This window comes from Haloferax marinum, from assembly GCF_009674625.1.
GTDB lineage: Archaea > Halobacteriota > Halobacteria > Halobacteriales > Haloferacaceae > Haloferax > Haloferax marinum.
This window is the reverse complement of record NZ_WKJQ01000001.1, coordinates 1,650,425-1,671,941: the sequence shown is the minus strand read 5'-3', so window position 1 is coordinate 1,671,941 and position 21,517 is coordinate 1,650,425. Positions and strand designations below refer to the sequence as shown.

Annotated in this window: 26 protein-coding genes; 15 read left to right on the top strand and 11 right to left on the bottom strand. The window is 63.8% G+C overall.

Annotation, left to right across the window (positions count from 1 at the left end; all coding sequences use genetic code 11):
• Positions 1 to 24: 24 nt before the first annotated feature.
• Positions 25 to 930 (bottom strand): PhzF family phenazine biosynthesis protein, encoded by a 906-nt coding sequence (locus GJR99_RS08580; protein ID WP_151111187.1) that lies wholly within the window; start codon positions 928 to 930, stop codon positions 25 to 27.
• A gap of 87 nt (positions 931 to 1,017) precedes the next feature.
• Positions 1,018 to 1,950, bottom strand: a complete 933-nt coding sequence (rnz, locus tag GJR99_RS08575) for a ribonuclease Z (protein WP_151111185.1) — start codon at positions 1,948 to 1,950, stop codon at positions 1,018 to 1,020.
• A 107-nt stretch (positions 1,951 to 2,057) separates the two neighbouring features.
• Here rnz and GJR99_RS08570 point away from each other — a divergent pair, with 107 nt between their 5' ends.
• The 5 genes from GJR99_RS08570 (at position 2,058) to GJR99_RS08550 (ending at position 5,558) form a co-directional block, all read left to right on the top strand.
• Positions 2,058 to 3,083, top strand: coding sequence for an AAA family ATPase (locus tag GJR99_RS08570; protein WP_151111183.1), 1,026 nt, complete (start codon positions 2,058 to 2,060; stop codon positions 3,081 to 3,083).
• Complete coding sequence (locus GJR99_RS08565) at positions 3,084 to 3,686, top strand: protein sorting system archaetidylserine decarboxylase (RefSeq protein WP_151111181.1); 603 nt, start codon at positions 3,084 to 3,086, stop codon at positions 3,684 to 3,686.
• Between the two features lie 74 nt (positions 3,687 to 3,760).
• Positions 3,761 to 4,249 carry a GNAT family N-acetyltransferase gene (locus tag GJR99_RS08560; RefSeq protein ID WP_151111179.1) on the top strand — a complete coding sequence of 163 codons (489 nt, stop codon included), beginning with the start codon at positions 3,761 to 3,763 and terminating at the stop codon, positions 4,247 to 4,249.
• 177 nt (positions 4,250 to 4,426) lie between these two features.
• Positions 4,427 to 4,696 (top strand): DUF7571 family protein, encoded by a 270-nt coding sequence (locus GJR99_RS08555; protein ID WP_151111177.1) that lies wholly within the window; start codon positions 4,427 to 4,429, stop codon positions 4,694 to 4,696.
• 463 nt (positions 4,697 to 5,159) lie between these two features.
• A complete protein-coding gene (locus GJR99_RS08550; RefSeq protein ID WP_151111175.1) occupies positions 5,160 to 5,558 on the top strand; it encodes a hypothetical protein in 399 nt (132 codons plus the stop codon).
• A 20-nt stretch (positions 5,559 to 5,578) separates the two neighbouring features.
• Here the strand turns inward: GJR99_RS08550 and GJR99_RS08545 are convergent, their stop codons facing one another.
• On the bottom strand, positions 5,579 to 6,535 hold the full coding sequence (locus tag GJR99_RS08545) for a TIGR01177 family methyltransferase (protein WP_151113916.1): 957 nt from the start codon (positions 6,533 to 6,535) through the stop codon (positions 5,579 to 5,581).
• Between the two features lie 165 nt (positions 6,536 to 6,700).
• On the opposite strand from GJR99_RS08545, the gene GJR99_RS08540 reads away from it, so the two are divergent.
• The 4 genes from GJR99_RS08540 to GJR99_RS08525 are packed head-to-tail and all read left to right on the top strand — an operon-like array spanning position 6,701 to position 9,069.
• Positions 6,701 to 7,012 carry a DUF5658 family protein gene (locus GJR99_RS08540; protein WP_151111173.1) on the top strand — a complete coding sequence of 104 codons (312 nt, stop codon included), beginning with the start codon at positions 6,701 to 6,703 and terminating at the stop codon, positions 7,010 to 7,012.
• Between the two features lie 58 nt (positions 7,013 to 7,070).
• Positions 7,071 to 7,640 carry a TATA-box-binding protein gene (locus GJR99_RS08535; protein WP_151111171.1) on the top strand — a complete coding sequence of 190 codons (570 nt, stop codon included), beginning with the start codon at positions 7,071 to 7,073 and terminating at the stop codon, positions 7,638 to 7,640.
• A gap of 49 nt (positions 7,641 to 7,689) precedes the next feature.
• A complete protein-coding gene (locus tag GJR99_RS08530) occupies positions 7,690 to 8,070 on the top strand; it encodes a DUF7473 family protein (RefSeq protein ID WP_151111169.1) in 381 nt (126 codons plus the stop codon).
• A 57-nt stretch (positions 8,071 to 8,127) separates the two neighbouring features.
• The gene (locus tag GJR99_RS08525; RefSeq protein ID WP_151111167.1) at positions 8,128 to 9,069 is read left to right on the top strand and encodes a CPBP family intramembrane glutamic endopeptidase; all 942 of its coding nucleotides are present in this window, start codon (positions 8,128 to 8,130) and stop codon (positions 9,067 to 9,069) included.
• A 73-nt stretch (positions 9,070 to 9,142) separates the two neighbouring features.
• On the opposite strand, the gene hisG is transcribed toward GJR99_RS08525, so the two are convergent.
• The 3 genes from hisG to GJR99_RS08510 form a co-directional block, all read right to left on the bottom strand.
• The gene (gene hisG, locus GJR99_RS08520; protein WP_151111165.1) at positions 9,143 to 9,988 is read right to left on the bottom strand and encodes an ATP phosphoribosyltransferase; all 846 of its coding nucleotides are present in this window, start codon (positions 9,986 to 9,988) and stop codon (positions 9,143 to 9,145) included.
• 69 nt (positions 9,989 to 10,057) lie between these two features.
• A complete protein-coding gene (locus tag GJR99_RS08515) occupies positions 10,058 to 10,570 on the bottom strand; it encodes a winged helix-turn-helix transcriptional regulator (protein ID WP_151111163.1) in 513 nt (170 codons plus the stop codon).
• Entirely contained in the window at positions 10,567 to 10,917 is a 351-nt protein-coding gene (locus GJR99_RS08510) for a DUF7471 family protein (RefSeq protein WP_151111161.1), read from the bottom strand. The genes GJR99_RS08515 and GJR99_RS08510 overlap by 4 nt, the downstream gene beginning before the upstream one ends.
• A gap of 127 nt (positions 10,918 to 11,044) precedes the next feature.
• Between GJR99_RS08510 and GJR99_RS08505 the strand changes: the two genes are divergently transcribed.
• Complete coding sequence (locus tag GJR99_RS08505; RefSeq protein WP_151111159.1) at positions 11,045 to 12,337, top strand: amidohydrolase; 1,293 nt, start codon at positions 11,045 to 11,047, stop codon at positions 12,335 to 12,337.
• Here GJR99_RS08505 and GJR99_RS08500 read toward each other — a convergent pair.
• Positions 12,334 to 12,675, bottom strand: coding sequence for a helix-turn-helix domain-containing protein (locus tag GJR99_RS08500; RefSeq protein ID WP_151111157.1), 342 nt, complete (start codon positions 12,673 to 12,675; stop codon positions 12,334 to 12,336). The genes GJR99_RS08505 and GJR99_RS08500 overlap by 4 nt on opposite strands.
• Positions 12,676 to 12,779: 104 nt before the next feature.
• Here GJR99_RS08500 and GJR99_RS08495 point away from each other — a divergent pair, with 104 nt between their 5' ends.
• The gene (locus GJR99_RS08495) at positions 12,780 to 14,066 is read left to right on the top strand and encodes an adenosylhomocysteinase (RefSeq protein ID WP_151111155.1); all 1,287 of its coding nucleotides are present in this window, start codon (positions 12,780 to 12,782) and stop codon (positions 14,064 to 14,066) included.
• A gap of 39 nt (positions 14,067 to 14,105) precedes the next feature.
• On the opposite strand, the gene GJR99_RS08490 is transcribed toward GJR99_RS08495, so the two are convergent.
• Both GJR99_RS08490 and GJR99_RS08485 read right to left on the bottom strand, forming a co-directional pair.
• Positions 14,106 to 14,825: a hypothetical protein gene (locus tag GJR99_RS08490; RefSeq protein WP_151111152.1), complete on the bottom strand. Its 720-nt coding sequence runs from the start codon at positions 14,823 to 14,825 to the stop codon at positions 14,106 to 14,108.
• A gap of 48 nt (positions 14,826 to 14,873) precedes the next feature.
• Positions 14,874 to 16,409 carry an ATP-binding protein gene (locus GJR99_RS08485; protein ID WP_151111150.1) on the bottom strand — a complete coding sequence of 512 codons (1,536 nt, stop codon included), beginning with the start codon at positions 16,407 to 16,409 and terminating at the stop codon, positions 14,874 to 14,876.
• A 122-nt stretch (positions 16,410 to 16,531) separates the two neighbouring features.
• Between GJR99_RS08485 and hjc the strand changes: the two genes are divergently transcribed.
• Positions 16,532 to 16,960: a Holliday junction resolvase Hjc gene (gene hjc, locus GJR99_RS08480; RefSeq protein WP_151111148.1), complete on the top strand. Its 429-nt coding sequence runs from the start codon at positions 16,532 to 16,534 to the stop codon at positions 16,958 to 16,960.
• Between the two features lie 29 nt (positions 16,961 to 16,989).
• On the opposite strand, the gene GJR99_RS08475 is transcribed toward hjc, so the two are convergent.
• Positions 16,990 to 17,637: an SWIM zinc finger family protein gene (locus GJR99_RS08475; RefSeq protein ID WP_151113915.1), complete on the bottom strand. Its 648-nt coding sequence runs from the start codon at positions 17,635 to 17,637 to the stop codon at positions 16,990 to 16,992.
• A gap of 217 nt (positions 17,638 to 17,854) precedes the next feature.
• Between GJR99_RS08475 and GJR99_RS08470 the strand changes: the two genes are divergently transcribed.
• Complete coding sequence (locus tag GJR99_RS08470; RefSeq protein WP_151111146.1) at positions 17,855 to 18,058, top strand: DUF7472 family protein; 204 nt, start codon at positions 17,855 to 17,857, stop codon at positions 18,056 to 18,058.
• 85 nt (positions 18,059 to 18,143) lie between these two features.
• Here the strand turns inward: GJR99_RS08470 and GJR99_RS08465 are convergent, their stop codons facing one another.
• Complete coding sequence (locus GJR99_RS08465; RefSeq protein WP_151113914.1) at positions 18,144 to 19,241, bottom strand: DNA primase large subunit PriL; 1,098 nt, start codon at positions 19,239 to 19,241, stop codon at positions 18,144 to 18,146.
• 131 nt (positions 19,242 to 19,372) lie between these two features.
• On the opposite strand from GJR99_RS08465, the gene GJR99_RS08460 reads away from it, so the two are divergent.
• Together GJR99_RS08460 and GJR99_RS08455 are read left to right on the top strand one after the other, a co-directional pair.
• A complete protein-coding gene (locus GJR99_RS08460) occupies positions 19,373 to 19,966 on the top strand; it encodes a DUF7474 family protein (protein WP_151111144.1) in 594 nt (197 codons plus the stop codon).
• A gap of 146 nt (positions 19,967 to 20,112) precedes the next feature.
• Positions 20,113 to 21,477 carry an MFS transporter gene (locus GJR99_RS08455; protein WP_151111142.1) on the top strand — a complete coding sequence of 455 codons (1,365 nt, stop codon included), beginning with the start codon at positions 20,113 to 20,115 and terminating at the stop codon, positions 21,475 to 21,477.
• The last annotated feature ends 40 nt before the right edge of the window (positions 21,478 to 21,517 follow it).

Genomic DNA, 21,517 nt, shown 5'->3' with positions numbered 1-21,517 from the left:
ATTTAGACGAGATTCCCTTCTGACTCAGACGAGATTCCCTTCCGCGACGAACTCCACCCGGCCGCCGACGCGGATGGCAACCTCGTCGCCGTCGTCGCTGGCTTCGAGAAAGAGATGCGAGGGCCGACCCATCTCGTAGCCCTGTTCGACGGTCACGTCGATTTCGGAGTCTCCGAAGTAGCGGTGCCGAGCGAGATAGCCGGCGAAGTTCCCGTTTGCGCTCCCCGTCGCCGGGTCTTCGGGGACGCCGTGGCCGGGGGCGAACATTCGCGCCGCGAGGTCGTTCGTGTCGTCACGGGGGTCCGGACAGAACGGAAAGAGGTTGTCGACGCCGACCTCGTCCACGAAGGCCCGATACGCTTTCGGGTCGACTTCGCATCGACCGAGTGCGTCCCGGTCACGGAGCGGAATCATCACCGCAGGGAGGCCAGTCGAGACGACCTGTACCGGCCAGTCGGTGTCGAGGTCGGACACGTCGAGTGAGAGTACCTCGGCCAGTCTCTCGTGGGCGAGTTCGGGTCCGAACTCGGGTGCGTTCTGCGTCATCCAGTACTCCTCACCACCGTTCTCTGCACCGGCGCTGTCCTCCTCGGCGCCGTCGTGGCGCACTTCGACTGGAATCGGTCCCACACCGAGGTTCAGCGTGATGTTGTCGCCGGCGACGAAGTGCTCGCGAAGGACGGCGGCGGTTCCGAGCGTGGGGTGGCCGGCGAACGGAATCTCTCCACCAGGTGTGAAGATGCGAACGTCGAAGCCGTCGTCCGGATTTCCCCCTTCGACGAACGTCGTCTCGGAGTAGTTCATCTCCTTCGCGAGCGCGGCCATCTGGTCGTCTGTGAGCGAATGGGCGTCTTCGAAGACGGCGAGTTGATTGCCGGCGTACTTCGCCGTCGCGAACACGTCCACGATGTGGAAGGCGTTGGTTGGCACGCCGAGTGATTCGAATGGGGGTGAAAAAAGCGTGTATGCCAGCGAACTCTCTCTATCGTCGGATTCCATCCGGCCGCCAGTGGAACCTTACTCCGCTGTCTCGGTGAACGGAACCACGACTTTCTGGCCGTCTTCTGCGACGAACACGTCGCCGTGGAACACTTCGCGTGCCTGTTCGAGCAGTGGATTCGGGTTGGTCGCGTAGCGCGCCGAGACGTGTGTCAGTGCGAACTTCCGGACGTCGGCGTCGCGGGCGACGCGTGCCGCCTCACGAGCAGTCGAGTGAGCGGTCGATTTCGCACGGTCTGCTTCCTCGTCGGTGAACGTCGCGTCGTGGACGAGCAAGTCGGCGTCCTGGGCGATTTCGACGGTCGAATCGAGCGGGCGCGTGTCGCCGGTGTAGACGACTTTCCGACCGGGACGGGGGTCGCCGACGACCTGTTCGGAGCGGACGACCGTTCCGTCGTCGAGTTCGATATCTTCGCCGTTGTGGAGACGGCCGAACGCGGGCCCAACGGGGACACCGAGTTCTTCGGCTTTCTCGCGGTCGAATCGGCCGGGTCTGTCGTCTTCGACGAGTGCGTAGCCGATAGACGAGGTTCGGTGTTCTGTCTCGAAGGCTCGAACCTCGTAGTCGTCGGCACTGTAGGCGACGGTGTCGGGAGCGACTTCGTGGAACGTGACGTGGAACCCTGGTTGGTAGCCCCCGGCGTGGACGAGTCGGCGAAGGTGTCGCTTGCTTCCCGGCGGCCCGTGGATTGCGAGTGGGTCTTCGCGCTCGTTGAAGTCGAGCGTCTGAATCAGGCCGGGGATGCCGAGGATGTGGTCGCCGTGGAGGTGCGTGACGAACAGGTGGTTGATGCCGAACCCGGTGCCGAATCGCATCATCTGTCGCTGGGTTCCCTCCCCGCAATCGAACAGCAGGCGCTCGCCATCACGGTTTACGAGGAACGCGCTCGGCGCTCGCGCCGTGGTGGGGACGGCCCCGCCGGTCCCGAGGAAGGTCGCACGCATGGACATGGCTACTACTGATAGCGGCGGGGCTAAACGTGCGTCGAATCGTCGGTGTCTGTCGCGGTTCCGACGGACCGACCGATTCTTACCCGACCGTCTGCTACCGCAGACCAATGGACGCGCCGCTGTGGACCGAAACGCACGCGCCGACACTCGACGACCTCCCGCAACAGGAGGTCCGCGAGCGCCTTCGCCGCGCCGTGGACGAACCGATGAACCTCGTGGTGCAGGGGCCGCCGGGCGTCGGCAAGACCGCTGCTGTCCGTGCCCTCGCAGCGGAAGCACACGCCGACCCGGAGAACGACCTCATCGAACTCAACGTCGCGGACTTCTTCAACCGGACGAAAAAGCAGATTCGACAGGACCCGCGCTTCGAGCAGTTCCTCGACGGCCGGAGCCGGATGGCGAAACGCGACATGATAAATCGCGTGCTCAAGGAGTCGGCCAGTTACGCCCCGATGTCGGGCGAGTACAAGACCATCGTCCTCGACAACGCCGAGGCGATTCGCGAGGACTTCCAGCAAGCCCTCCGTCGCGTGATGGAACAACACCACCGAACGACGCAGTTCGTCATCACCACGCGACAACCCTCGAAGCTCATCCCACCGATTCGCTCGCGGTGTTTCCCCGTCCCGATGCCAGCGCCCGAGGACGACGACCTCGAAGTCCTCGTCGCGAACATCCTCGACGCCGAGGCGGTCGAATACGACCAGAGTGGCCTCAAGTTCCTCGTGGACGCCTCGAACGGAAACATCCGCAAGGCCATCCTCTCGGCCCAGCGGACGGCGACCGAGGCGGACGAAGTCACGATGTCGACCGTCCACGCCGCCCTCGGCGACGTCGGCTTCGACGACGAACTCAAGACGCTCCTCATCAACGCTCGCGACGGCGACATCAAAGACGCGCGCAAGACACTGACCACCCTGCTCGACGACGAGGGGTACGAAGGCGACGAACTTCTTCGTGACATCCTCCGCGTCGCCGACGCCACTCCCGAACGGTTCGCAGACGGCGAACTCGCGCGCCTCCACGAACTCGCCGGAGAGGTCGATTTGGATATCTCGATCGGTATCGACGACCGACTGCACCTCACGCACCTCCTGACGAGTTGGGGTGCCGAAGTCCGCGGCGAGGCCTGAATGAAGTTCGCACCCGGCTATCGACGGTTCGCCGTCCCCGCATTCCTCGGCGCAGCAGTCGCCGCGTTCGTCTTCCCCCCAATAGGTGCCGTCCTCCTCGGATTCGGCGTGTTCGTCCTGTGGTTCTTCCGCGACCCAGAACGCGCTCCCCCCGACGAACCTGGCGTCATCTCACCCGCCGACGGCCACGTCTCCGTGATTCGTGCCGAAGACGGCCGCGTCCGCGTCGGCGTGTTCATGAACGTCACCGACGTCCACGTCAACCGCGCTCCCGTCTCGGGCCGAGTTCGAACTGTGACCCACCGACCCGGCGCGCACAAACCGGCGTTCTCGAAGGATTCGGACAACAACGAGCGGGTCGATATCGTGGTCGAATCTGACGACGGTGAGTACGAAGTGTCCCAGATTGCGGGCGCGTTCGCCCGGCGAATCCACCCCTACGTTGCGACTGGAGACCACCTCGAACGCGGCGACAAGATTGGTCACATCGACTTTGGCTCTCGGGCGGACGTGTTGTTGCCCGAAGAGTTCAGTTCCGAGGACGTAATCGTAGAGAAAGGCGAGTCGGTACGGGCGGGCGAGACGGTGTTGGCGAAGCGGTAGTCTGGCCAATCCGGCCGGCGAGGGGACGGTCACCGAGGGGAAGGAATATCGGTGCACGCGTGGTACTTGTTGACATGACGATACGCGCGGCCACCGAGGACGATATCGACGCGATTCGACTGGTGGCAAAACGGTCGTGGGAGACTGACTACCCCGAGATTCTGACACGTGAAACCATCGACGCGGGTGTCGAAGACTGGTATGCACGCGAACAGATTGTGGATGCGCTCGTCCCGGCCCGGTCGCTCCTCCTCGTCGCAGACCACGACGACTCGGTCGTCGGATTCGCCCACGCGACGTGGAGCAGCGACGAACACGAGGGCTACATCCTCCGTCTGTACGTCCACCCCGACCACCGACGACAGGGCGTCGGGTCCGAGTTGCTCGAACGAATCCGTGCAGACCTCTCCAGCGACGGCGTCGAACGACTCAACGCGATGGTTCTCGCCGAGAACGAACCGGGAATCACCTTCTACGAACAGTTCGGATTCGAGTTCGTCGACGAGGCACAGACGACCATCGGTGGCGACTCCTATCGGGAAAACCGGTACGTGCTGGAGTAGGGGAGGGACGCTAGTCGCGTCCGAGACGACGCCGCCACCTGTTCGAACTCGACGCGACAGTTTCGAACCTGGTCTTGCGACAGACGACGAACTCCGTTCAGCCACACGTCGACGACGCCGAGAATCTCACAGGGATAACTATATGTGCCATGGTATCATCGGCCATGCTGTATCGCTATGAAGCCGTGCCAACGCTGTCAGTCGCTAATCGACGAGTACATCTTGGACAAACAACTCGAAGTGCTGCGCGACCTCACAGTCGACGACTTCAACGTCTGTGCGGACTGCGCGACCATCGTTGCTGATGCGTGTGTGGAGTGCGGTGGCGGGGTGTACGTCCCACAGAACGAGTCTGACGTCCCCGACTACTGTCCGGCGTGTCGCTCCGACCTCATCGCTCGTACCGGTCGGGACCCTGGGTGGACCTGTGACACCGCATCGACCTGACTGACGTCCCTTCCGAACCCTCGTTTTTGCTGTGCCGAACTGGACCGTCGCGACGCGAGTGGACTCACCACGTGTCAAACTGCAGTTCCGCAGGTCTCTTATAGCGACGGCAGAGAGACCAATTGACGGCACGGTCAGGCGGCCCCTTTCGACCCTCGTGGTTTCCACGACGGGTTCCGCTGGCTGACCTACCCCGTCGTTCTAACACGCTGAGCGACTGCGCTCGGCGACGGATATACCGGGACTGAGACACCGTGACTGCTGAGTGCGGACGAGTTGCTACCGGGGAGGTCCAGTTTGGAGACTGTGGTCGTCGAGAAGGATGACCCGACTCGGGCGGGCGAGACGGTGTTGGCCTGTGAGGAGTGGTGCGCATCGAATGCTTCTCAGCGCAATGACAACAACTTAACACCACAGGTACGTCGGATACAGCGTGTCCTCCACGTCTTCCGATTCGAACTCAGTGTCTCGGTCCCCACAGCGTCCATTCCCGTGGTGGTACGGTGTCGCCGTGTTCCCAATTCCGGTATTCCTCAGCGTCGTCGCGGTGTCGGCCGTCGCTGGAATCATGCCCGCCATCGAATCTGGGTCTGGAGAGGCCGTGCTCAGTTTCTTCGCAGTCCTCTTTCTCATCGACGGTATCAACCTCCTCGTTGGCCTCTTCGTCGTGGTGTTCCTCGCCCTCGACGTGTTTACCGTACGGGAATCGTTTGCGTCGTGGCAACCGACGTGGTTCTGGGTCGGTGCTGGATTCGTCCACATCGCCGGGACACTGTTTGCTCTCTTCTACGTCGTCTCGGTTCCGTTGCTGTCGTACTACCTGTATCGGCGCGGAAAACGTGTCGGTTCACCGAGTCTCTGACTGCTATCGGCCCACCGGGTTCATCGACGCAGAATATGTACGTACCGAACCAGCGACCGATGCACCCGCCGCTCGAACACTTGTTCGACGTCCCACCCCGCGTCTTCGGCCTCGTCGACCCACGACCTATCGGCGACCATCACACACTGGGGTGCGACGCGGTGAACCTCTGCGAGCGCCCCACCGACCAAGTCGGCAAGCGAGTGTCGGGCAATCTTCGACTGCCGACCGTACGGCGCGTCGAACACCACGCCGTCTATCGAGTCGTCTTTGAGCGGGAGCGCAGTCGCGTCGCCGCGAATCACGTGGCCGTCGCCGACGTAGTGGTCTAAATTCACCTTCGCACCACGGGCCATCTTCGCCTGTGCGTCGACGCCGACGACGTCGGCACCGACTAATCCGGCTTCGAGCAACACGCCGCCGGTACCGCACATCGGGTCCAGAATCCGCGCACCGGGTTCCGCGCCGGCCATGTTGACGAAGGCGCGGGCGTCTACGGGGGCCATGCTCCCCGGTTGGAAGAAGGGGCGGTCGGTGGGTTTGCGCTCCGAGAAGTCGCGGACGCTCTCGGCGACAGTCCAGCCGACGAGACAGGTGTCGTCGGAGAAGTAGACGCGGAGTTCGTGGTCCGGGTCGTCTAAGTCCACGTCGAATCCGCGGTCGACCAGTGCGGACCCGACACGGCGTTCGGTGTCGGTCGTACTGATACCCGTCAGAGCGCGGACGTCGCGGGCGCGGACGGCGACGGTCCCGTCGCGGTCGATGCTGGCCGCTTCGACGAGTGCGCGAGCGGCCTCGACGTCGGGGTCACAGCTTCCGACGAGTTCGACGACGCGACGGGTGTACGCGAGCTGTCTCGCTCGCTCGGTATCGACGCCGCGGGCGGTGGCGAGTCCGGGGGCGACGACGTCGACTGCCGTCGCCGCGGCGGCGGCCTCACGGGCCGCGAACGCGTCTTCCTCGCCGGCGAGTTCCAATCCGTACACGCTCGGACCTAACGCGGTGGAAAAATGAGGGTGTCGGTCCCCGGTCGAAGACGCCGCGACGACGGGTCGAACGGAGTGACTGTGCCATAAATCGTCACCTAAACGTGACGGTCGGCCGACGACGAGATTTATAATGGATGGTCCGAATCCACCCCTATGGCCCCTCTCGACGCCATCCTCTGGAGTTCGGCGGCACTCGCGTACGGTGTCGGCGACTACGTGACCACCATCGTCGGACTCCGGATGGCAGGCATCCAGGAGGGGAACCCAATCGTCCGGTTCCTCTCCGGTGGCGACCCTGGGCCGGGGTCGTTCGCCGTCTTGAAACTCGTCTCTGTCGCGCTCTTCGTCGCCGCCTACTGGTCGCTCAGACCGGGGTTCGCCCGTCTCGTCGTCCCAACTGCGCTAACGCTCCTCGGAACCGTCGTCACGGCCCGAAATGTCCAGATAATACGTCAGCGTGTGTAAATTATCAATATATTGTACCAATCTTTTTAAACCTTAAATACGTGCCTTAAAGTGTTGCATGACCGACCCCAAGGACACCATCAACATCGAAAACGTCGTCGCCTCCACGGGAATCGGCCAAGAACTCGACCTCCAGAGTGTGGCCATGGACCTCGAAGGCGCCGACTACGACCCGGAACAGTTTCCGGGACTCGTCTATCGGACACAGAATCCGAAATCTGCGGCGCTCATCTTTCGTTCGGGGAAGATCGTCTGTACTGGTGCAAAGTCCACCGACGACGTCCACGAGAGTCTCGGCATCGTCTTCGACAAACTTCGCGAACTTCAGATTCCGGTCGACGAAGACCCCGAGATTACCGTCCAGAACATCGTCACGAGTGCCGACTTAGGCGAGAACCTGAACCTCAACGCGATCGCCATCGGCCTCGGCCTCGAAAACATCGAGTACGAACCTGAGCAGTTCCCAGGTCTCGTCTACCGTCTCGACGAACCGAGTGTGGTGGCGCTCCTCTTCGGGTCGGGCAAACTCGTCATCACGGGCGGGAAGAAACCGGCGGACGCCGAGGCCGCCGTCGAGGTTATCATGACGCGTCTCTCTGAACTCGGACTCCTCCAAGGGTCGCTCTGACTCGTGACGAATCGACCGAATCTAAGTTAGTCGCGTTCGACGTGCCGCTATGGACGCGCTCACCTTGCAGACGGCCGCTTCCGGCGCGCCGGTCACCGCCGTCGCCGGAACGTTCGCGTTGTTCGCGCTGTTTCTCTCTCTCACCGCGCACATCGCCGCTCGAAACGTGCTCGGTGACGTCGAAGTCAAGAAAGCGTTCGCCGTCGGCCCGGTTCCGGCGGCAATCGCCGTCGTCTTCACGACGTTCGGGTGGAACTCGTTTCTCGCGCTGCTGCTCGCGGTCGTCCTCGACTTCGTCCTCGTGAGATATCTCTACGGACAGGCGACCCGTCTCTCGGCGTACATCGTGCTCATCCACTTCGTCGTCACCATCATCCTCGGCACCATCGTGTTCGGGTTGCTCGTCCTCCTGTCGAGCGCACCGGTCTGACCCGACCCGACTGCGTGTCGGCGTACCTTCTTAACCGATGACGGCGAACCGGCAGACGTGTCTCTCCGCCGACTCGTCTGGAACGACGCCGAACGTCGTCTTCGTGCGCCGTTTAGACTCATCGCGACAGTCGTCGTCGTCGTCGCCGTCTCGCTCGTCATCGGTGTCGGAATCGGGACCGCCTTCAGCGACGTACTCGGGTCGAGTGCGCTCGTCAATCTCTTCGTCTCGGTCGTTCTGGCAGGTGCGACCGGAATCGGCGGGTTCGTCGCGGCACGGTACGTCGACCGCAGGACGGTCGCCGACCTCGGATTCGGCATCGACCGTGCGTGGGGCGTCGACTTCGTGTTCGGACTCGTTCTCGGTGGTGCGTTGATGTCCGCTATCTTCGCCGTCGGCGTGAGTGTCGGTTGGATTGCCATCGACGCGGTCGGGTTCGGTATCGACCGGCTCGTCGGTGCGGCGGCGTTGCTCTCGTTCTTCGTCTCGGTCGGTATCGCCGAAGAACTCCTCTTGCGGGGTGTCGTCCTCACGGACATCGCCGAGGGGATGCGATGGCGGTTCGACGTCTCGACGGCAATCGTCGTCGGCCTCCTGCTCTCGTCGGCGATTTTCGGTATCGCCCACCTCACGAATCCGAACGCGAGCGTCGCCAGTACGCTCAGCATCACCCTCGCCGGTGTCATGCTCGGATTAGGCTACGTCCTCACGGGTGACCTCGCCATCCCCGTCGGCATCCACATCTCGTGGAACTTCGTTCAGGGCGGCGTCTACGGATTCGCCGTGAGTGGTCTCGACTTCGGCACGTCACTGGTCGAGACGACAGAACAGGGTCCAGACCTGGTCACTGGGGGGCCGTTCGGCCCGGAAGCGGGACTGCTCGGCGTCGGTGCCATGCTTCTCGGGATGGTCTGTATCGCGTTGTACGTCCGCTTCCGGTACGGAGAAGTCCGCTTCGACCCCGAGGTGACGGTCCCGGAGCTACGCTGGTGGCAGTGAGAAAGCGGCGACAGAAGCGAGAGAAGACGGTGACAGAAGCGAGAGAAGACGGTGACAGAAGCGGACGTGGCCGTTATTCGACTAACCGCTCGATTTCGGTGACGAGGATACCGCTCGCGCCGACGTTCTTGAGGTCGCTGACGACTTCGAACACGTCGCGTTCGTTGACGACGGCGTGGACTGCGACGGTGTCGTCGCCGGCGACGTCCATCACGGTTGGCCCGCCGAGACCTGGGATGACCTCTCGTACCTCGTCGAGTTTCTCGCGGGGGGCGTTCATCATCAGGTAGCGCTTGCCCTCTGCAGAGCGGACGGATTCGAGCGCCATGACCAGTTGTTGGACCTTCGGGTCGTCGACGACGTCGGGTCGGGCGAACAACCGAACCGACGACGAGAGCACCTCGTCGACCACGGCGAGTCGGTTGACGCGGAGCGTCGTCCCCGTGGAGGTGATGTCGATGATGGCGTCGGCCATCTCGACGTGGGGTGTGAGTTCCGTCGCACCGGTGACTTCGACGACTTCTGCGTCGATATCTCGCTCCTCGAAGTAGGTTCGCGCGATGTGTGGGAACTCGGTGGCGACGACCTTTCCGGCGACGTCTTCGACCGAGTCGATGTCGCCGTCTTCGGGTGCGGCGAGGACGAGTCGGCACTTGCCGTACTCTAAGTCGAGGAGGTCTTCGAGTTCGTGACCGGACTCGCGGACCTGGTCGAGGCCGGTGATGCCGACTTCGGCGGCCCCGTCGCGGACGTATTCGGGGATGTCGGCGGCGCGAGCGAACAGAACAGTTACGTCGGGGTCGACGGTGCCGGCGTAGAGTTTCCGCTCGGCACCGTTGTCGAGATGCAGACCCGCACGTTCCAAGAGGTCTATCGTCGGTTCGTGCAGACGGCCCTTGTTGGGCACGGCGATTCGCATACCCGCATCTCACACTCAGGGGCTAATTGGCTTTCGCCCGGTCGCCACGACCGAGAATCGACGGCCCGGTTAGCCTTCGACGAGCGTGTCGATGAGGCGGTCGAACCGGTCGACGAACCGGTCGGGAAGCGATGGCGAGACGTCGTTGAGAAGTGTCGCCGTCCGGGTCGGGTGCGTGAGCACGAGCGTGACGCGGTTGTGCAGGTCGCGTTCTTTCCGGACGACGTCGCGTTCGGTGAGGTGGTCGAGGTGCCACTCCAGCGTACTCCGGGCGACGCCGATGGCGTCGGCGACGTCGTCGGGCCGGGCCTCGCCGTGTTCCAGCAGATAGCCTAAGATGTCGCGGGAGGTCTCACGACGGACGAGCGCGAGCGCACCGCGCTCCCAGTCGTCGAACTCAGGGGGGTAGTAGTGGGTGCGCCCGTAGAACTCGGTTCTGCGAACCGTCTCCTCAGAGAGGAGTTTGCGGATGTGGTGTTGTACTTGGCCGGGTGCGAGGTCGAGCGCGCGCACGAGCTCGTTGAAGTGGACTCCCGGATTGTGCTTGATGTGGTCTGCGACGCGGATTCGTGTCTCGCTCATGGTTCGTTTACCCCTGTCTCGCGCTCGATTGTCCGGGCGTAGTAGATAGCCGAGAGGACGAGACCGGCCATCACGAGGTCTAAGACGTGCTCGAAGACGTGGTGGTCGAACGTCGAGAGCAGGTCACTGAACGACAGCGCGGCGACACCCGCTCGCGACGCGAACGCGAGGAGCGCCAGCGCGATGAGCAGATGTGACCGCGTCTGACGGCGGTAGAACACCGCGACACCGAGTGCGGCCAGCGCCACCGACGTGATTCCCGTGAGGGCGACGATAGCGGTGACGACCGGGTCGTTCGCCGCTTGGACGTGCCCCGGAACGAGCGCGAGTCGTAACAGGGGCTCCATGGGCCTCTCTAACGGATTTCAACACCTAAGGGACTCACTGGTTCTCGAATCTCGAGAATCGGTCGCTTCGACTCCCAGTGCGGTACGAGACGGTGGATTCACGACACCCCCGAACTGAATCCTGGGCATGGACACGCTCCGAATCACGGGCGGACAGGTGCTCCGTCCCGACGGAACCACCGAGGAGGCGGACGTCCTCGTCGACCGCGACGAGGGGACGATTCTCGACATCGCCGCCGATATCGACGCCGACGCGGACGAGACGCTCGACGCAGAGGGCTGTCTCGTCATGCCCGGACTGGTCAACGCGCACTGTCACGTCTCGATGACGCTCCTCCGTGGCCACGCCGACGACAAGCAACTCGACGCGTGGCTCCGTGAGGACATCTGGCCGACCGAGGCCGCGCTCACGCCCGAAGACGTTCGCGTCGGGGCCGAACTCGGTCTCGTCGAGATGATCAAATCCGGGACCACGACCTTCGCGGACATGTACTTCCACGTCCCCGACGTCGTCGAGGCCATCGACGAGGCTGGACTCCGTGCTCGTGTCGGCCACGGTGCGGTCACCATCGGAAAAGACGACGAAGACGCGTGGGCCGATATCGACGAGAGTCTCGCTATCGCTCGCGAGTTCGACGGTGCTGTCGACGGACGAATCCGAACTGCCGTCATGCCGCACTCCCTGACGACGGTCGGCGAGGAGTACCTCCGAGAGGTCACCGCCGAGGCTCACGCCGACGACATTCCGGTTCACTACCACGCCAACGAGACGACGAACGAGGTCGACCCCATCGTCGACGAACGCGACGAGCGACCACTCGCCTACGCGCAGGACCTCGGTATGCTGACTGCCGACGACTTCCTCGCGCACGGCGTCCACGTCGACGACGAGGAAATCGAACTGCTCGCAGACGCAGGGACCGGCGTCGTCCACTGCCCGGCGTCGAACATGAAACTCGCCTCCGGCATGGCTCCGGTCCAGCAGATGCTCGACGCCGGTGTGACCGTCGGACTGGGAACGGACGGTGCCGCCTCGAACAACGACCTCGACATGTTCGACGAGATGCGCGACGCGGCGATGCTCGGCAAACTCGCGTCCGACGACGCCAGCGCTGTCGCTGCACCGGACGTGGTCCAGATGGCGACTGCAGGGTCCGCAGACGCAATCGGTCTCCCCGGTGGTGCGCTCGAAGTCGGCGGCGTCGCCGACATCGCCGTCGTCGACCTCGACGCACCCCACCTCACTCCGGCGAACAACCTCGTGAGCCACCTCGTCTACGCTGCGCGCGGGTCCGACGTTCGACACACTGTCTGTGATGGTCAGATACTGATGCGTGACCGCGACGTGTTGACGCTCGACGAATCGGCCGTCGTGGACCGCGCTCGTGAGACTGCCGCCGCACTCTACGAACGCGTCTAGTCGCTCGGACTCTCCCCCGTCTCTGTGGTGTCGCTAAGTTCGATGTGAAGCCCGTCGTCGGTAACGTGGACGGCCATCGTCTCGAACGTCCGTCGGTACTGGGCGACGTGTCGGCCGTCGCTGTGGTCGACCATAATCGACTTTTCTAGGAGTGCTGCCTCGTGGAGGCGTTTGACCTCTCGGTAGGCGGTCGAGAGCGGGACTTCAGCACGACTGCTCAACTCTTTCACTGTCAACGGTTCGTCCGCTACGCGCAACAAGTCGGGGACTGCCGGTGCGCTCATCAGGGCGAACAGCTCTTGTTCGGCTATCGTGGTGCCGTTGTCTAACGCGAGCATCGCACCTCTCCATGTCAATCGGTCCGTTGACACTTGTATATTCGGGCGAACGTGCTGTATCCTTCTTCGGTAAGGTTTTCGGACCCCTGTGCGAACCTGCGTCCATGAGCGAACACTACGCTCCCGTTTCGGAGCACCTCGACGACGTCGAGGCGGCCCGAAAAGAGGGACGCCGCAAGATGGACTGGGCGCTCCAGCACATGCCCATCCTGCAGGAACTGCGTGACCAGTTCGAAGCCGACAAACCGTTCGACGGTGAGGTCATCGGGATGGCCATGCACGTCGAGGCGAAGACGGCGAACCTCGTCGAACTGCTCGCCCTCGGTGGTGCGGAAGTCGCCATCACTGGCTGTAACCCGCTTTCGACCCACGACGACGTCTCTGCCGCGCTCGACGCGAACGACAACATCACCTCGTACGCCGTCCGCGGCGTCGGTGACGACGACTACTACGCGGCTATCGACGCAGTCGTCGCCCACGAACCGACCATCACCGTCGACGACGGCATGGACATGGTGTTCACCATCCACGAGGAGTACCCCGAACTCATCGACACCATCCTCGGCGGCGCAGAAGAGACGACGACCGGTGTCCACCGCCTGCGCGCGATGGACGCCGACGGCGAACTGAACTACCCCGTCTTCGCCGTCAACGACACGCCGATGAAGACGCTCTTCGACAACGTCCACGGAACGGGCGAGTCGTCGCTGGCGACCATCGCGATGACGACCAACCTCTCGTACGCCGGTAAGAACGTCGTCGTCGGTGGCTACGGCTACTGTGGCAAGGGTGTCGCCAAGAAGGCCGCCGGCCAGAACGCGGACGTCATCGTCACCGAAGTCGACCCGCGTCGTGCCCTCGAGGCCCACATGGAAGGCTACGACGTGATGCCGATGGAAGAGGCCGCGAAGGTCGGCGACGTGTTCATCACGACCACCGGCAACCGCGACGTCATCACCCGTGAAGACTTCGAGAACATGAAAGACGGCGTCCTCCTCGCCAACGCCGGCCACTTCGACATCGAAATCGACCTCGACGCGCTCTCGGACCTCGCCGTCGACGAGTACGAGGCCCGCGACGGTGTCGACGCCTACGAGATGGAAGACGGCCGCCGTCTGAACGTCCTCGCAGAGGGTCGCCTCGTCAACCTCGCGTCGCCCATCGCACTCGGCCACCCGGTCGAAGTGATGGACCAGTCGTTCGGTGTCCAGGCCGTCGTCGTCCGCGAAATCGTCGAGAACGGCGACGCCTACGACGCCGGCGTCCACGAGGTGCCGGACGAACTCGACCGCGAAGTCGCCGAAATCAAACTCGAAGCAGAAGGCATCGAGTTCGACTCGCTGACCGACGAACAGCGCGAGTACATGGGCAGCTGGGCCCACGGGACGTAATCGACCCACCGCGACTCTCGGCTTCTTCTTTTCACGCCGTCAGCGACCGCGTTCGGTCCACTCGCCTGCGCGCCAAATGAGGGCGACGCCGCCAATCCACGCCGCGAGTCGCATCGCTTCGATGGCGATTGATGGTGGCGCTTTCCATCCCCAGCCTGTCGGATAGCGCTCTTTTTCGACTGCGCGAACGACGTAGTAGTTCCCGTTCCGTTCGACGAGTATCGCTCCGTCCCAGTACACCTCGTCTTCGACGACGGTGGTGGTGCCGTTTTCGACGGCCGCGTGGAGGGGTCGGTCGCTGTGGTACTCCTCGGCGGCGGCCTGCATCACCGTCTCCTCGTCGACCTGTTCGAGTGAGAGGACCACCGACTCGTCTTCGACCGTTTGCGTGGGGCGGTAGTATCCGCCCGCTCCTTCGCCGAGGCGGATGTAGTCGTAGTCCGCAGGGAACGGTTCGTCGTAGTCTCCGGGTTCGCGATGTGACGGAATCTCGTATCGGAGCGTCTGTCCGCTGGCGAGTGCCTCGGCAATCGCACACTCGCGGCCGTTCCCCGGACACCAGCGAATCTCCGTTTGGAGGTTTCCGTAGCGGAGGTCTAGTTCGAGTTGTCCGTGGTGAGGTATCTCGTCGATTTGCTTCCCCTCGAACGTCACCGCTGTCTCGGAGGAGACGTTGTCGGGATAGAGGTACAGCGGGTTCGCCAGAAGTGCGACCCCGACGACGAGGCAGACGAACCCTCGCCAGTTCTGGCGGTTCATACGTTCGACCATTCGAGAGGAGTCTAAAGGTTTGTTGGCAGACAGGTCTTAGCGGCGGCGACTCACGCAGACGGCGAACACAGACCCGAACACCATTCCCCACACCGCGTGAGAGACGAAAATCGGCGCCGACAGCGAGGGAACAGAGGCGGGGATACCGACCGCGCGAAGCCAAAGCGGCATGACGAATCCACTGGCGAAGAACCAGAGGAACAGGCCGTAGCCCGTGCCTACCACGGTCATCGCGAGTGGGCGACGGAGGACGTTCCACGGGTTGCGACGGGTCACGGCGACGGCAAAGAGGACGCCGAAGACGAGACTGTGGAACAGGTGGAGTATCCATCCGACACCGCCGTTCATGACGCCGTACAGTGCACCGATGATTGCCAGTGACCCTGTGAGTTCCTGCGAGACGAGACCCATCACGACGCCAGCGACGACGCCTGCGATGGCGGTGACGCCGAGAATCCACGGCGGGACGCCGTACTCACTTGCGGCAGCGAGACTGTTGGTGTTCGGTCGGGCGAGTTCGACACCCACGACAGACCCCTCGCCGGTCGTCTCGACGTCGACACCGCCGCCGTATTTGTCGACGATGAGGAGGCGAACGAGTGTGAGGCCGAATCCGTTCGTCGGGTCGTCGTACTCGGGGAGGTTCCGTTCTTCGAGGACGGCCGCGACGTCGTCGGGGATACCTGGCCCTTCGTCTTCGATAGCGATTTCGACGCTGTCTGGCGTCGTCGAGACGGCCACCGAGACGCTCGGGTCGTCGCGTTCGGCGTGGACGACTGCGTTGTCCAACAGATGTCGGAGCGCGGTGTCGACGTGGGCGTCGGCCAGCGCGCGAACGTCGTCCGGGGCGTCGACATCGAGTGTAATCGTCGCACTGGGATAGTCTGCCGAAACGTCGTCGACTGCTGCTCGCAGGGCCGACAGCACGTCGGTCGAGACGGGACGTTCACCGACCGGTCCGACGATGGCACGGAGTTCGGTGATGGAGTCGTCGATTCGGTCGGCGTTTCGCTGGATGACCTGCAGACTCGACGTCCCTGCGGCCGTCTGTTCGGCACCGAGGTCTGCGTATCCCCGGATGACGTTCACCTTGTTCAGCACTTCGTGTCGGAGGATACGGTTGAGGACGGTCAACCGGTCTGCTTGTTTCGACAGTTCACGGCGGTTTTGGCTGTTCAACGCGGCGCGAAAGCCGGTGAGCACGCCGCCGATGGACCCGCCGATGAGGACGTTGGCGACGAGCACCGACTGCGTGGCCGTGCCGACCATCGCGGCGTCGCCGATACCGACGAACGTCAACCCCAGTACGAGAACCATCGAGACGGTACCGAGGAGACTCCACGTGGCGATGGTGTTGACGAACGACTCGTCGTAGGAACTCACGGACAACCCGATACCGAAGACGGTCAACCCGAGGCCCAACGCGAGGAACGTCGCCTGTCCGAGGAGAAACTCACCGAGCGTGGTGGTGGCGTCTATCGACTCTAAGACCGTGTATCGTGTCGCGACGAAGCCGATAGCTGCGACCACGAACCCGCCGTACTTGATTTCGTGCCCCCTCGGACGATTCATCTCGAACCTCCTGTTGTTTTGATACCTCCCTTATCCTTTTGGTGACTGCTAGGTCACTCGCCAGACCGACCACGTCGTCTGTGGTCGTCCCATTTATGAACGCCCACGGCCGACTCACGAGCATGTCTTCGAACAGAAAGGGCGACCGACGCGAACGCGAACTCGTCAACGCCCTCGACGAGGCCGGGTTCGCGGTGATGCGTGCCCCTGCGTCGGGAAGCGCGACGACGCGCGAACTCCCAGACGTACTTGCGGGCAACGGTGAGGTGTTCTACGCCATCGAGGCCAAAGCGTCCAGCGGGCGGCCAATCTATCTCGACGGCGAAGAGGTCGAAGCGCTCATCTACTTCTCACAGAACTTCGGCGCGAAAGCGCGTATTGCGGTCCGATTCGACCGCGAGGACTGGTACTTCTTCCACCCCGGCGACCTCTACGTGACCGACGGCGGGAACTACCGCGTGAAAAAAGAGACGGCGCTGGCGGAGGGCGAACATTTCGACTCGTTCGTCGGCGGGCCGAAACAGACGCGACTCGGCGACGCGGACGACTGAACGACTGAACGACTGTTTTCGCGTTCGACTCAGGCGCGAGCGAGACGCTCACCGAGCGAGCGCGGCCCGACGAACCCCTGTTCGACGCGACTGAGACGTGAAGACGGGAAGCGGTACGCCTGCAACCCGCCGAGGTCCGAGAGGCCGACGTCGACCGGGAGCGACCCGAGGTAGACGGCCTCGAAGACCGGTTCGTGGTCGCCGTACTCCAGATTGCTCTCGTACTCGGAGACGAGTTTCCCCGTCTCCGTCGGTGTCTCGTCGGCGCGAGCGTGGAGTGCGCGCGTGACGACGAGCAGGCTTCCGGACTCTCTGTCGTGGACGAGGTCACCAGGGTGGTGTTCGTGTTCGCGGCAGAGTTGTGGGCCGCGAGCGTCCATCGGGACGAACGTGTCGTCCCCACAGACAGCGCAGGTGGCGCGTCGGCGACCCGGCGGCGGAACCAGGCCGGTCGTAATCTCGATCGCGACGCGGCGGAGGTGCTTGCAGCGAGCGTGCCGGATGGCGTTGTCTGGGCAGGTACAGCTCCGGGCTTCGACGTCGACGACGTAGGTACCGCCCTCCGTCTCGACGACGTACCGACCGTCACGAAGCGGACGGACGGCCATCGGTTCGACTCGAGCGCGACGTGCGCGGCCTGTCAACCCATCGGCGGGGAGTGTGGTCTTGCGGCGCACCGGGCGGCGAGTCGACGCGGGTGTGTGTGCGATGTGCGTCATGGTGGTGCGGTGGATGTCCCCCGCGCCGTGCGGCGACTGGGGGCCTTCCATCGGTGAAAATAGGCGCCGAAGCGACCTAAACCCTCGTTCTGTGGGGAAATCGACCGTGTGAGTGGCTCTCGTCGGTCATCGACCCATCGAAGACCTTTTAGAATGGCCGCGGATACGTCGTCGCATGGCTATCGAAGCGGAGATGCGTCGGAAGATCGTCGTCTCCATGGTCGCGGTCGGGGTGTTTATCGCCCTCATCGTCGGCATCGGTGCGACCTTCAACCAAGGTGGACTGGCCGCTACGGGCGGCCTCGCACTCGTGGGTGCTATCACGGCGTTCGTGCTCGTGATGGCAGGAATCGGCGTCTGGCTCTCTCGTTCGTCCTGAACTACTTCTCGGCGACGCGCTCGGTGACGGTTTCACCGGCGTGCGCCGTCGCGACCCAGTCGCCACAGAGCGACAGCGCTCGCTCTCAGTTGGCTTCGCCGGTCGCCGCGTCGGCGTCGCTGGCGGCGGCGTCCTTCGTGGCCGTCTCGTAGTAGATGAGCGGGTGAGAAATCGTGTCGCATCGGTCGTCGCGGTTCACACAGAGGTCGTACGCCTGCATCGTCTCGCAGGTCGGCGGCGCGTACTGCGACCCGCTGGAGTCCGCGAGAATCGTCGCGCGCGTCTTCAGTGCCTCTGCGTGCGTCTCTCCGACGACACCACCGACTTCTTCGGGGTCGAGGCCGACGCCGACGAGGAACGCCGCGAGCGTGAACGCCGCCTCGGTCGACAGGTCCTCGCCCGCCTGTGCCTGCGTCAAGAGAGCGCTGATACACGGTGGGAAGTGGTCGGGGTCGACCGAGTCGGTGTAGACGACGTTGACTGCGCCGCGGTCCGAGAGCAGATTTCGGAGGCGCTCGACGTGCGGTTGGAGTGCCGACGCGAGTTGGTCGCCAGCGTCGCTTCCGCGGACCGAAAACGGCAGGCCGTCGGCGACACGGCGTCGGGTCGCCTCTCTGAGTAGTTCGTAGAGTTCCTCACGGGCGACACGAACCGCGCCATCGACGAGCGCGCGATTGACGAGTCGCCAGTGGTCGCCCCAGTCGGGGTCTGAGTAGGTGAGGTACGGGCCGACGTCGACCCAGTAATGTGACGGGCCGCGACGTCTGTTGTCGGCCGGTTCTGCTCGAACCTCGCCGACGAGGTCGAACTCTCGGAGGAAGTCGTCGAGCGTCGCGCGGGCGTCGCTGTTGACGTCGTCGTCGCCGGCGTCGAAGTCCGCGAGCATGCGTTCGTAGGCCGTGTCTGCCTCGGCGCGGGCGTACTTGTCGACTGCCGCAGGCGTCTCGACGAGCGAGACGATGATGCGAGAGATGGGGTACGACAGGAGTTCGGACTCGGTGTCCCACGAGTAGGGCGACTCGGCTTCGACGGTGCCCTCCATGAGGGCGCGTTCGACGCGCTCGACCCCACGCTCGACCGCTGGGGCGTCCTCGGCGACGAGCGTCGCGATAGCCACGTCTGCCGATTCAACCGCGTCTCTCGCGGCGGCGAAGAACGGGTATCGTGCGTGGAGCGGGCGCATCCGCATACCGCCACGTTCCGGGTGATACCCGATAAACGCGACGAATTCCCCGGTGGCCCCACCCGTCGCTGCGGTCGCGCTCCAGCGACGCATCACACCACCTATTACCGACCGCGTCCTCACCCTCTCACGTGCCGCATTTCGACTATCCGTGCCCGGATTGTCGCGCGACGACGAGTCTCCACGACGCCGACTGTCAGTTCGAGGGAACGCCGTGGGTCGACGTCGAACGCGCCTACGTCGATATCGTCTCCGTCCTCACTGGCGGGCCGTGTGACGAAGAGACGCTTCGCCGTGAGGCACCGGGCGAGTGGGGTGCACTCCAGCAGTCCGCGCTCTCTCGACTCAAGCGCGACGACCGGATTTCGGAGGCCAAGTCGGGCGTCCTCCGCCTGCTCACCGCAGAAGAGTTCAGAGAAGAAGTGTCCGAACCGACACACGAACCGATGCGGACGCTGTTTACGTACGGCAGCGTCCCTGGGTGTCACGACAACGCCGTCTTCGCCATGATTGCGTGGTACGAGATGGTCGGCCTCTCGTGGCCCGAGACCCGCGAGAACGTGGTGAACTGGCTTCGCGAGACGGGAACGTGGGACCGCGGCGGGTTCGAAGAGGCGACGCCGGCGGAACTCGTCGAGAAGAAACGCCACGTCTACGAGGCAGGCTACGGGTGGAAAGAGAAAGCCACCTCGGCGAAGCGCATCATCGACCGCTATCGGGCCTGACTGCCTTCGTCGGACGTCGCACCTACCTGCCTTCGTCGGACGTCGCACCTGTCTGCCCTCGTTCGACGTCGCTTTTCTTCCTCAGCGAGGTGTCCGACCACTCCCTGGGCGCAATGGTTACGGATTTGTCGCACGTCTGGTGAGTCGTGAGTACACCCGAGTCGGCCACTGCTTCTGCGGCGTCTCCACCGTCGGATTCGGCGGACAGTGGCGCCAGACGTGCGCTGGCAGTCGTCATCGCCATCGTCTTCATCGACCTGCTCGGGTTCGGCGTCGTCATCCCGATTCTCCCGTTCTACGTCCGGAGTTTCGGCGTCAGCGACGTGTTCATCGGGTTTCTGGCGGCGTCGTACTCGATTATGCAGTTCCTCTTCGCACCGATTCTGGGTCGAATCTCCGACCAGCGTGGCCGGCGTCCCGTCATCATGCTCTCGCTCGTCGGGAGCGTCCTCGCGTGGACCGTCTTCGGCCTCGCGGGCGAAATCGACGTACTGTTCGGGACTGCCCTCGCGGTGGCGACGCTGTTTACGTCTCGAATGCTCGCGGGTGCGATGGGCGGGAACATCGCCACTGCACAGGCGTACATCGCAGACATCACGCCGCCGGAGCGCCGCGCCGGTGCGCTCGGACTCATCGGTGCGTCGTTCAGTCTCGGGTTCATCTTCGGGCCGGCAATCGGCGGCCTCATGGCGTCAGACCCAGTCGTCACCGCCGCCCGCGACGTGTTCCCCGCCTTCGTTCCAGCGACGCGTTTTTCGCTGCCGAGTTTCACCGCCGCCGCGCTGAGTCTCGTCAGTCTCCTGTTCGCGTTCGTCTTCCTCCGCGAACCCGACAGACAACGCGCACCCGCCGGGGGGTCTACGACGTCACTCGTGACGCAGTTCCGCGACGCGCTGGGCGACGACAACCTCCGAGGCCTCGTCGTCTCCTTTTTCGTCGTCTCGGTGGCGTTCTCGGGGGTACAGGTCATGTTCATCCCCTTCGCGGCGGACATCTACGGCTACGGCGAGACGGAGACGGCGCTGTTTCTGACGTACATCGGCCTCCTCGGAACGCTGAATCAGGGCGTCGTCGTCGGACAGCTCGCGCGGCGCTACTCCGAGCGGATACTCGCCGTCGTGGGCGCGTTCGGCCTCATGCTCTCGCTCGCTCTCTTGCCCTTCTCACCCGACATCGGGCAGTTTCTCCCGGACGTCGGCGGGCCGGCGTGGTTCACGCCCGAACTCCTCGCACTCCTGTTGGTCGGGGCGCTGTTGTCGTTCGGAAACGGGATGCTGAACGTCTCGCTTTCGACCCTCGTCTCCACGTCTGCGTCCGCAGACATGCAAGGGAACGCGTTCGGCGTCACGCAGGGGGCAGGGAGTCTCGGGCGGACGATTGGCCCGCCTTCGATGGCCGCACTCTACGTCCTCACCTACTGGTCGCCGTTCGTCGTCGGGGCCATCCTCATCGTCCCCGTCGTCTACATCCTCGCGTCGCTCGCGCGACGACCCCGGACGGCCGTCGAGTGACCATCTGAGCGTCTAGTCCCGTAAACGTTAGGCCGGCACA

What these genes read in the sequence shown, in the direction of transcription:
- hjc (WP_151111148.1), top strand. Translation starts at nt 16,532, where the DNA reads ATGTCTTCGAACAGAAAGGGCGACCGACGCGAACGCGAACTCGTCAAC.
- GJR99_RS08500 (WP_151111157.1), bottom strand. Translation starts at nt 12,675, where the DNA reads ATGCTCGCGTTAGACAACGGCACCACGATAGCCGAACAAGAGCTGTTC.
- GJR99_RS08535 (WP_151111171.1), top strand. Translation starts at nt 7,071, where the DNA reads ATGACCGACCCCAAGGACACCATCAACATCGAAAACGTCGTCGCCTCC.
- GJR99_RS08540 (WP_151111173.1), top strand. Translation starts at nt 6,701, where the DNA reads ATGGCCCCTCTCGACGCCATCCTCTGGAGTTCGGCGGCACTCGCGTAC.
- GJR99_RS08490 (WP_151111152.1), bottom strand. Translation starts at nt 14,825, where the DNA reads ATGAACCGCCAGAACTGGCGAGGGTTCGTCTGCCTCGTCGTCGGGGTC.
- GJR99_RS08505 (WP_151111159.1), top strand. Translation starts at nt 11,045, where the DNA reads ATGGACACGCTCCGAATCACGGGCGGACAGGTGCTCCGTCCCGACGGA.
- GJR99_RS08465 (WP_151113914.1), bottom strand. Translation starts at nt 19,241, where the DNA reads ATGCGCCCGCTCCACGCACGATACCCGTTCTTCGCCGCCGCGAGAGAC.
- GJR99_RS08565 (WP_151111181.1), top strand. Translation starts at nt 3,084, where the DNA reads ATGAAGTTCGCACCCGGCTATCGACGGTTCGCCGTCCCCGCATTCCTC.
- GJR99_RS08510 (WP_151111161.1), bottom strand. Translation starts at nt 10,917, where the DNA reads ATGGAGCCCCTGTTACGACTCGCGCTCGTTCCGGGGCACGTCCAAGCG.
- GJR99_RS08470 (WP_151111146.1), top strand. Translation starts at nt 17,855, where the DNA reads ATGGCTATCGAAGCGGAGATGCGTCGGAAGATCGTCGTCTCCATGGTC.
- GJR99_RS08530 (WP_151111169.1), top strand. Translation starts at nt 7,690, where the DNA reads ATGGACGCGCTCACCTTGCAGACGGCCGCTTCCGGCGCGCCGGTCACC.
- GJR99_RS08485 (WP_151111150.1), bottom strand. Translation starts at nt 16,409, where the DNA reads ATGAATCGTCCGAGGGGGCACGAAATCAAGTACGGCGGGTTCGTGGTC.
- GJR99_RS08560 (WP_151111179.1), top strand. Translation starts at nt 3,761, where the DNA reads ATGACGATACGCGCGGCCACCGAGGACGATATCGACGCGATTCGACTG.
- GJR99_RS08570 (WP_151111183.1), top strand. Translation starts at nt 2,058, where the DNA reads ATGGACGCGCCGCTGTGGACCGAAACGCACGCGCCGACACTCGACGAC.
- GJR99_RS08555 (WP_151111177.1), top strand. Translation starts at nt 4,427, where the DNA reads ATGAAGCCGTGCCAACGCTGTCAGTCGCTAATCGACGAGTACATCTTG.
- rnz (WP_151111185.1), bottom strand. Translation starts at nt 1,950, where the DNA reads ATGTCCATGCGTGCGACCTTCCTCGGGACCGGCGGGGCCGTCCCCACC.
- hisG (WP_151111165.1), bottom strand. Translation starts at nt 9,988, where the DNA reads ATGCGAATCGCCGTGCCCAACAAGGGCCGTCTGCACGAACCGACGATA.
- GJR99_RS08515 (WP_151111163.1), bottom strand. Translation starts at nt 10,570, where the DNA reads ATGAGCGAGACACGAATCCGCGTCGCAGACCACATCAAGCACAATCCG.
- GJR99_RS08495 (WP_151111155.1), top strand. Translation starts at nt 12,780, where the DNA reads ATGAGCGAACACTACGCTCCCGTTTCGGAGCACCTCGACGACGTCGAG.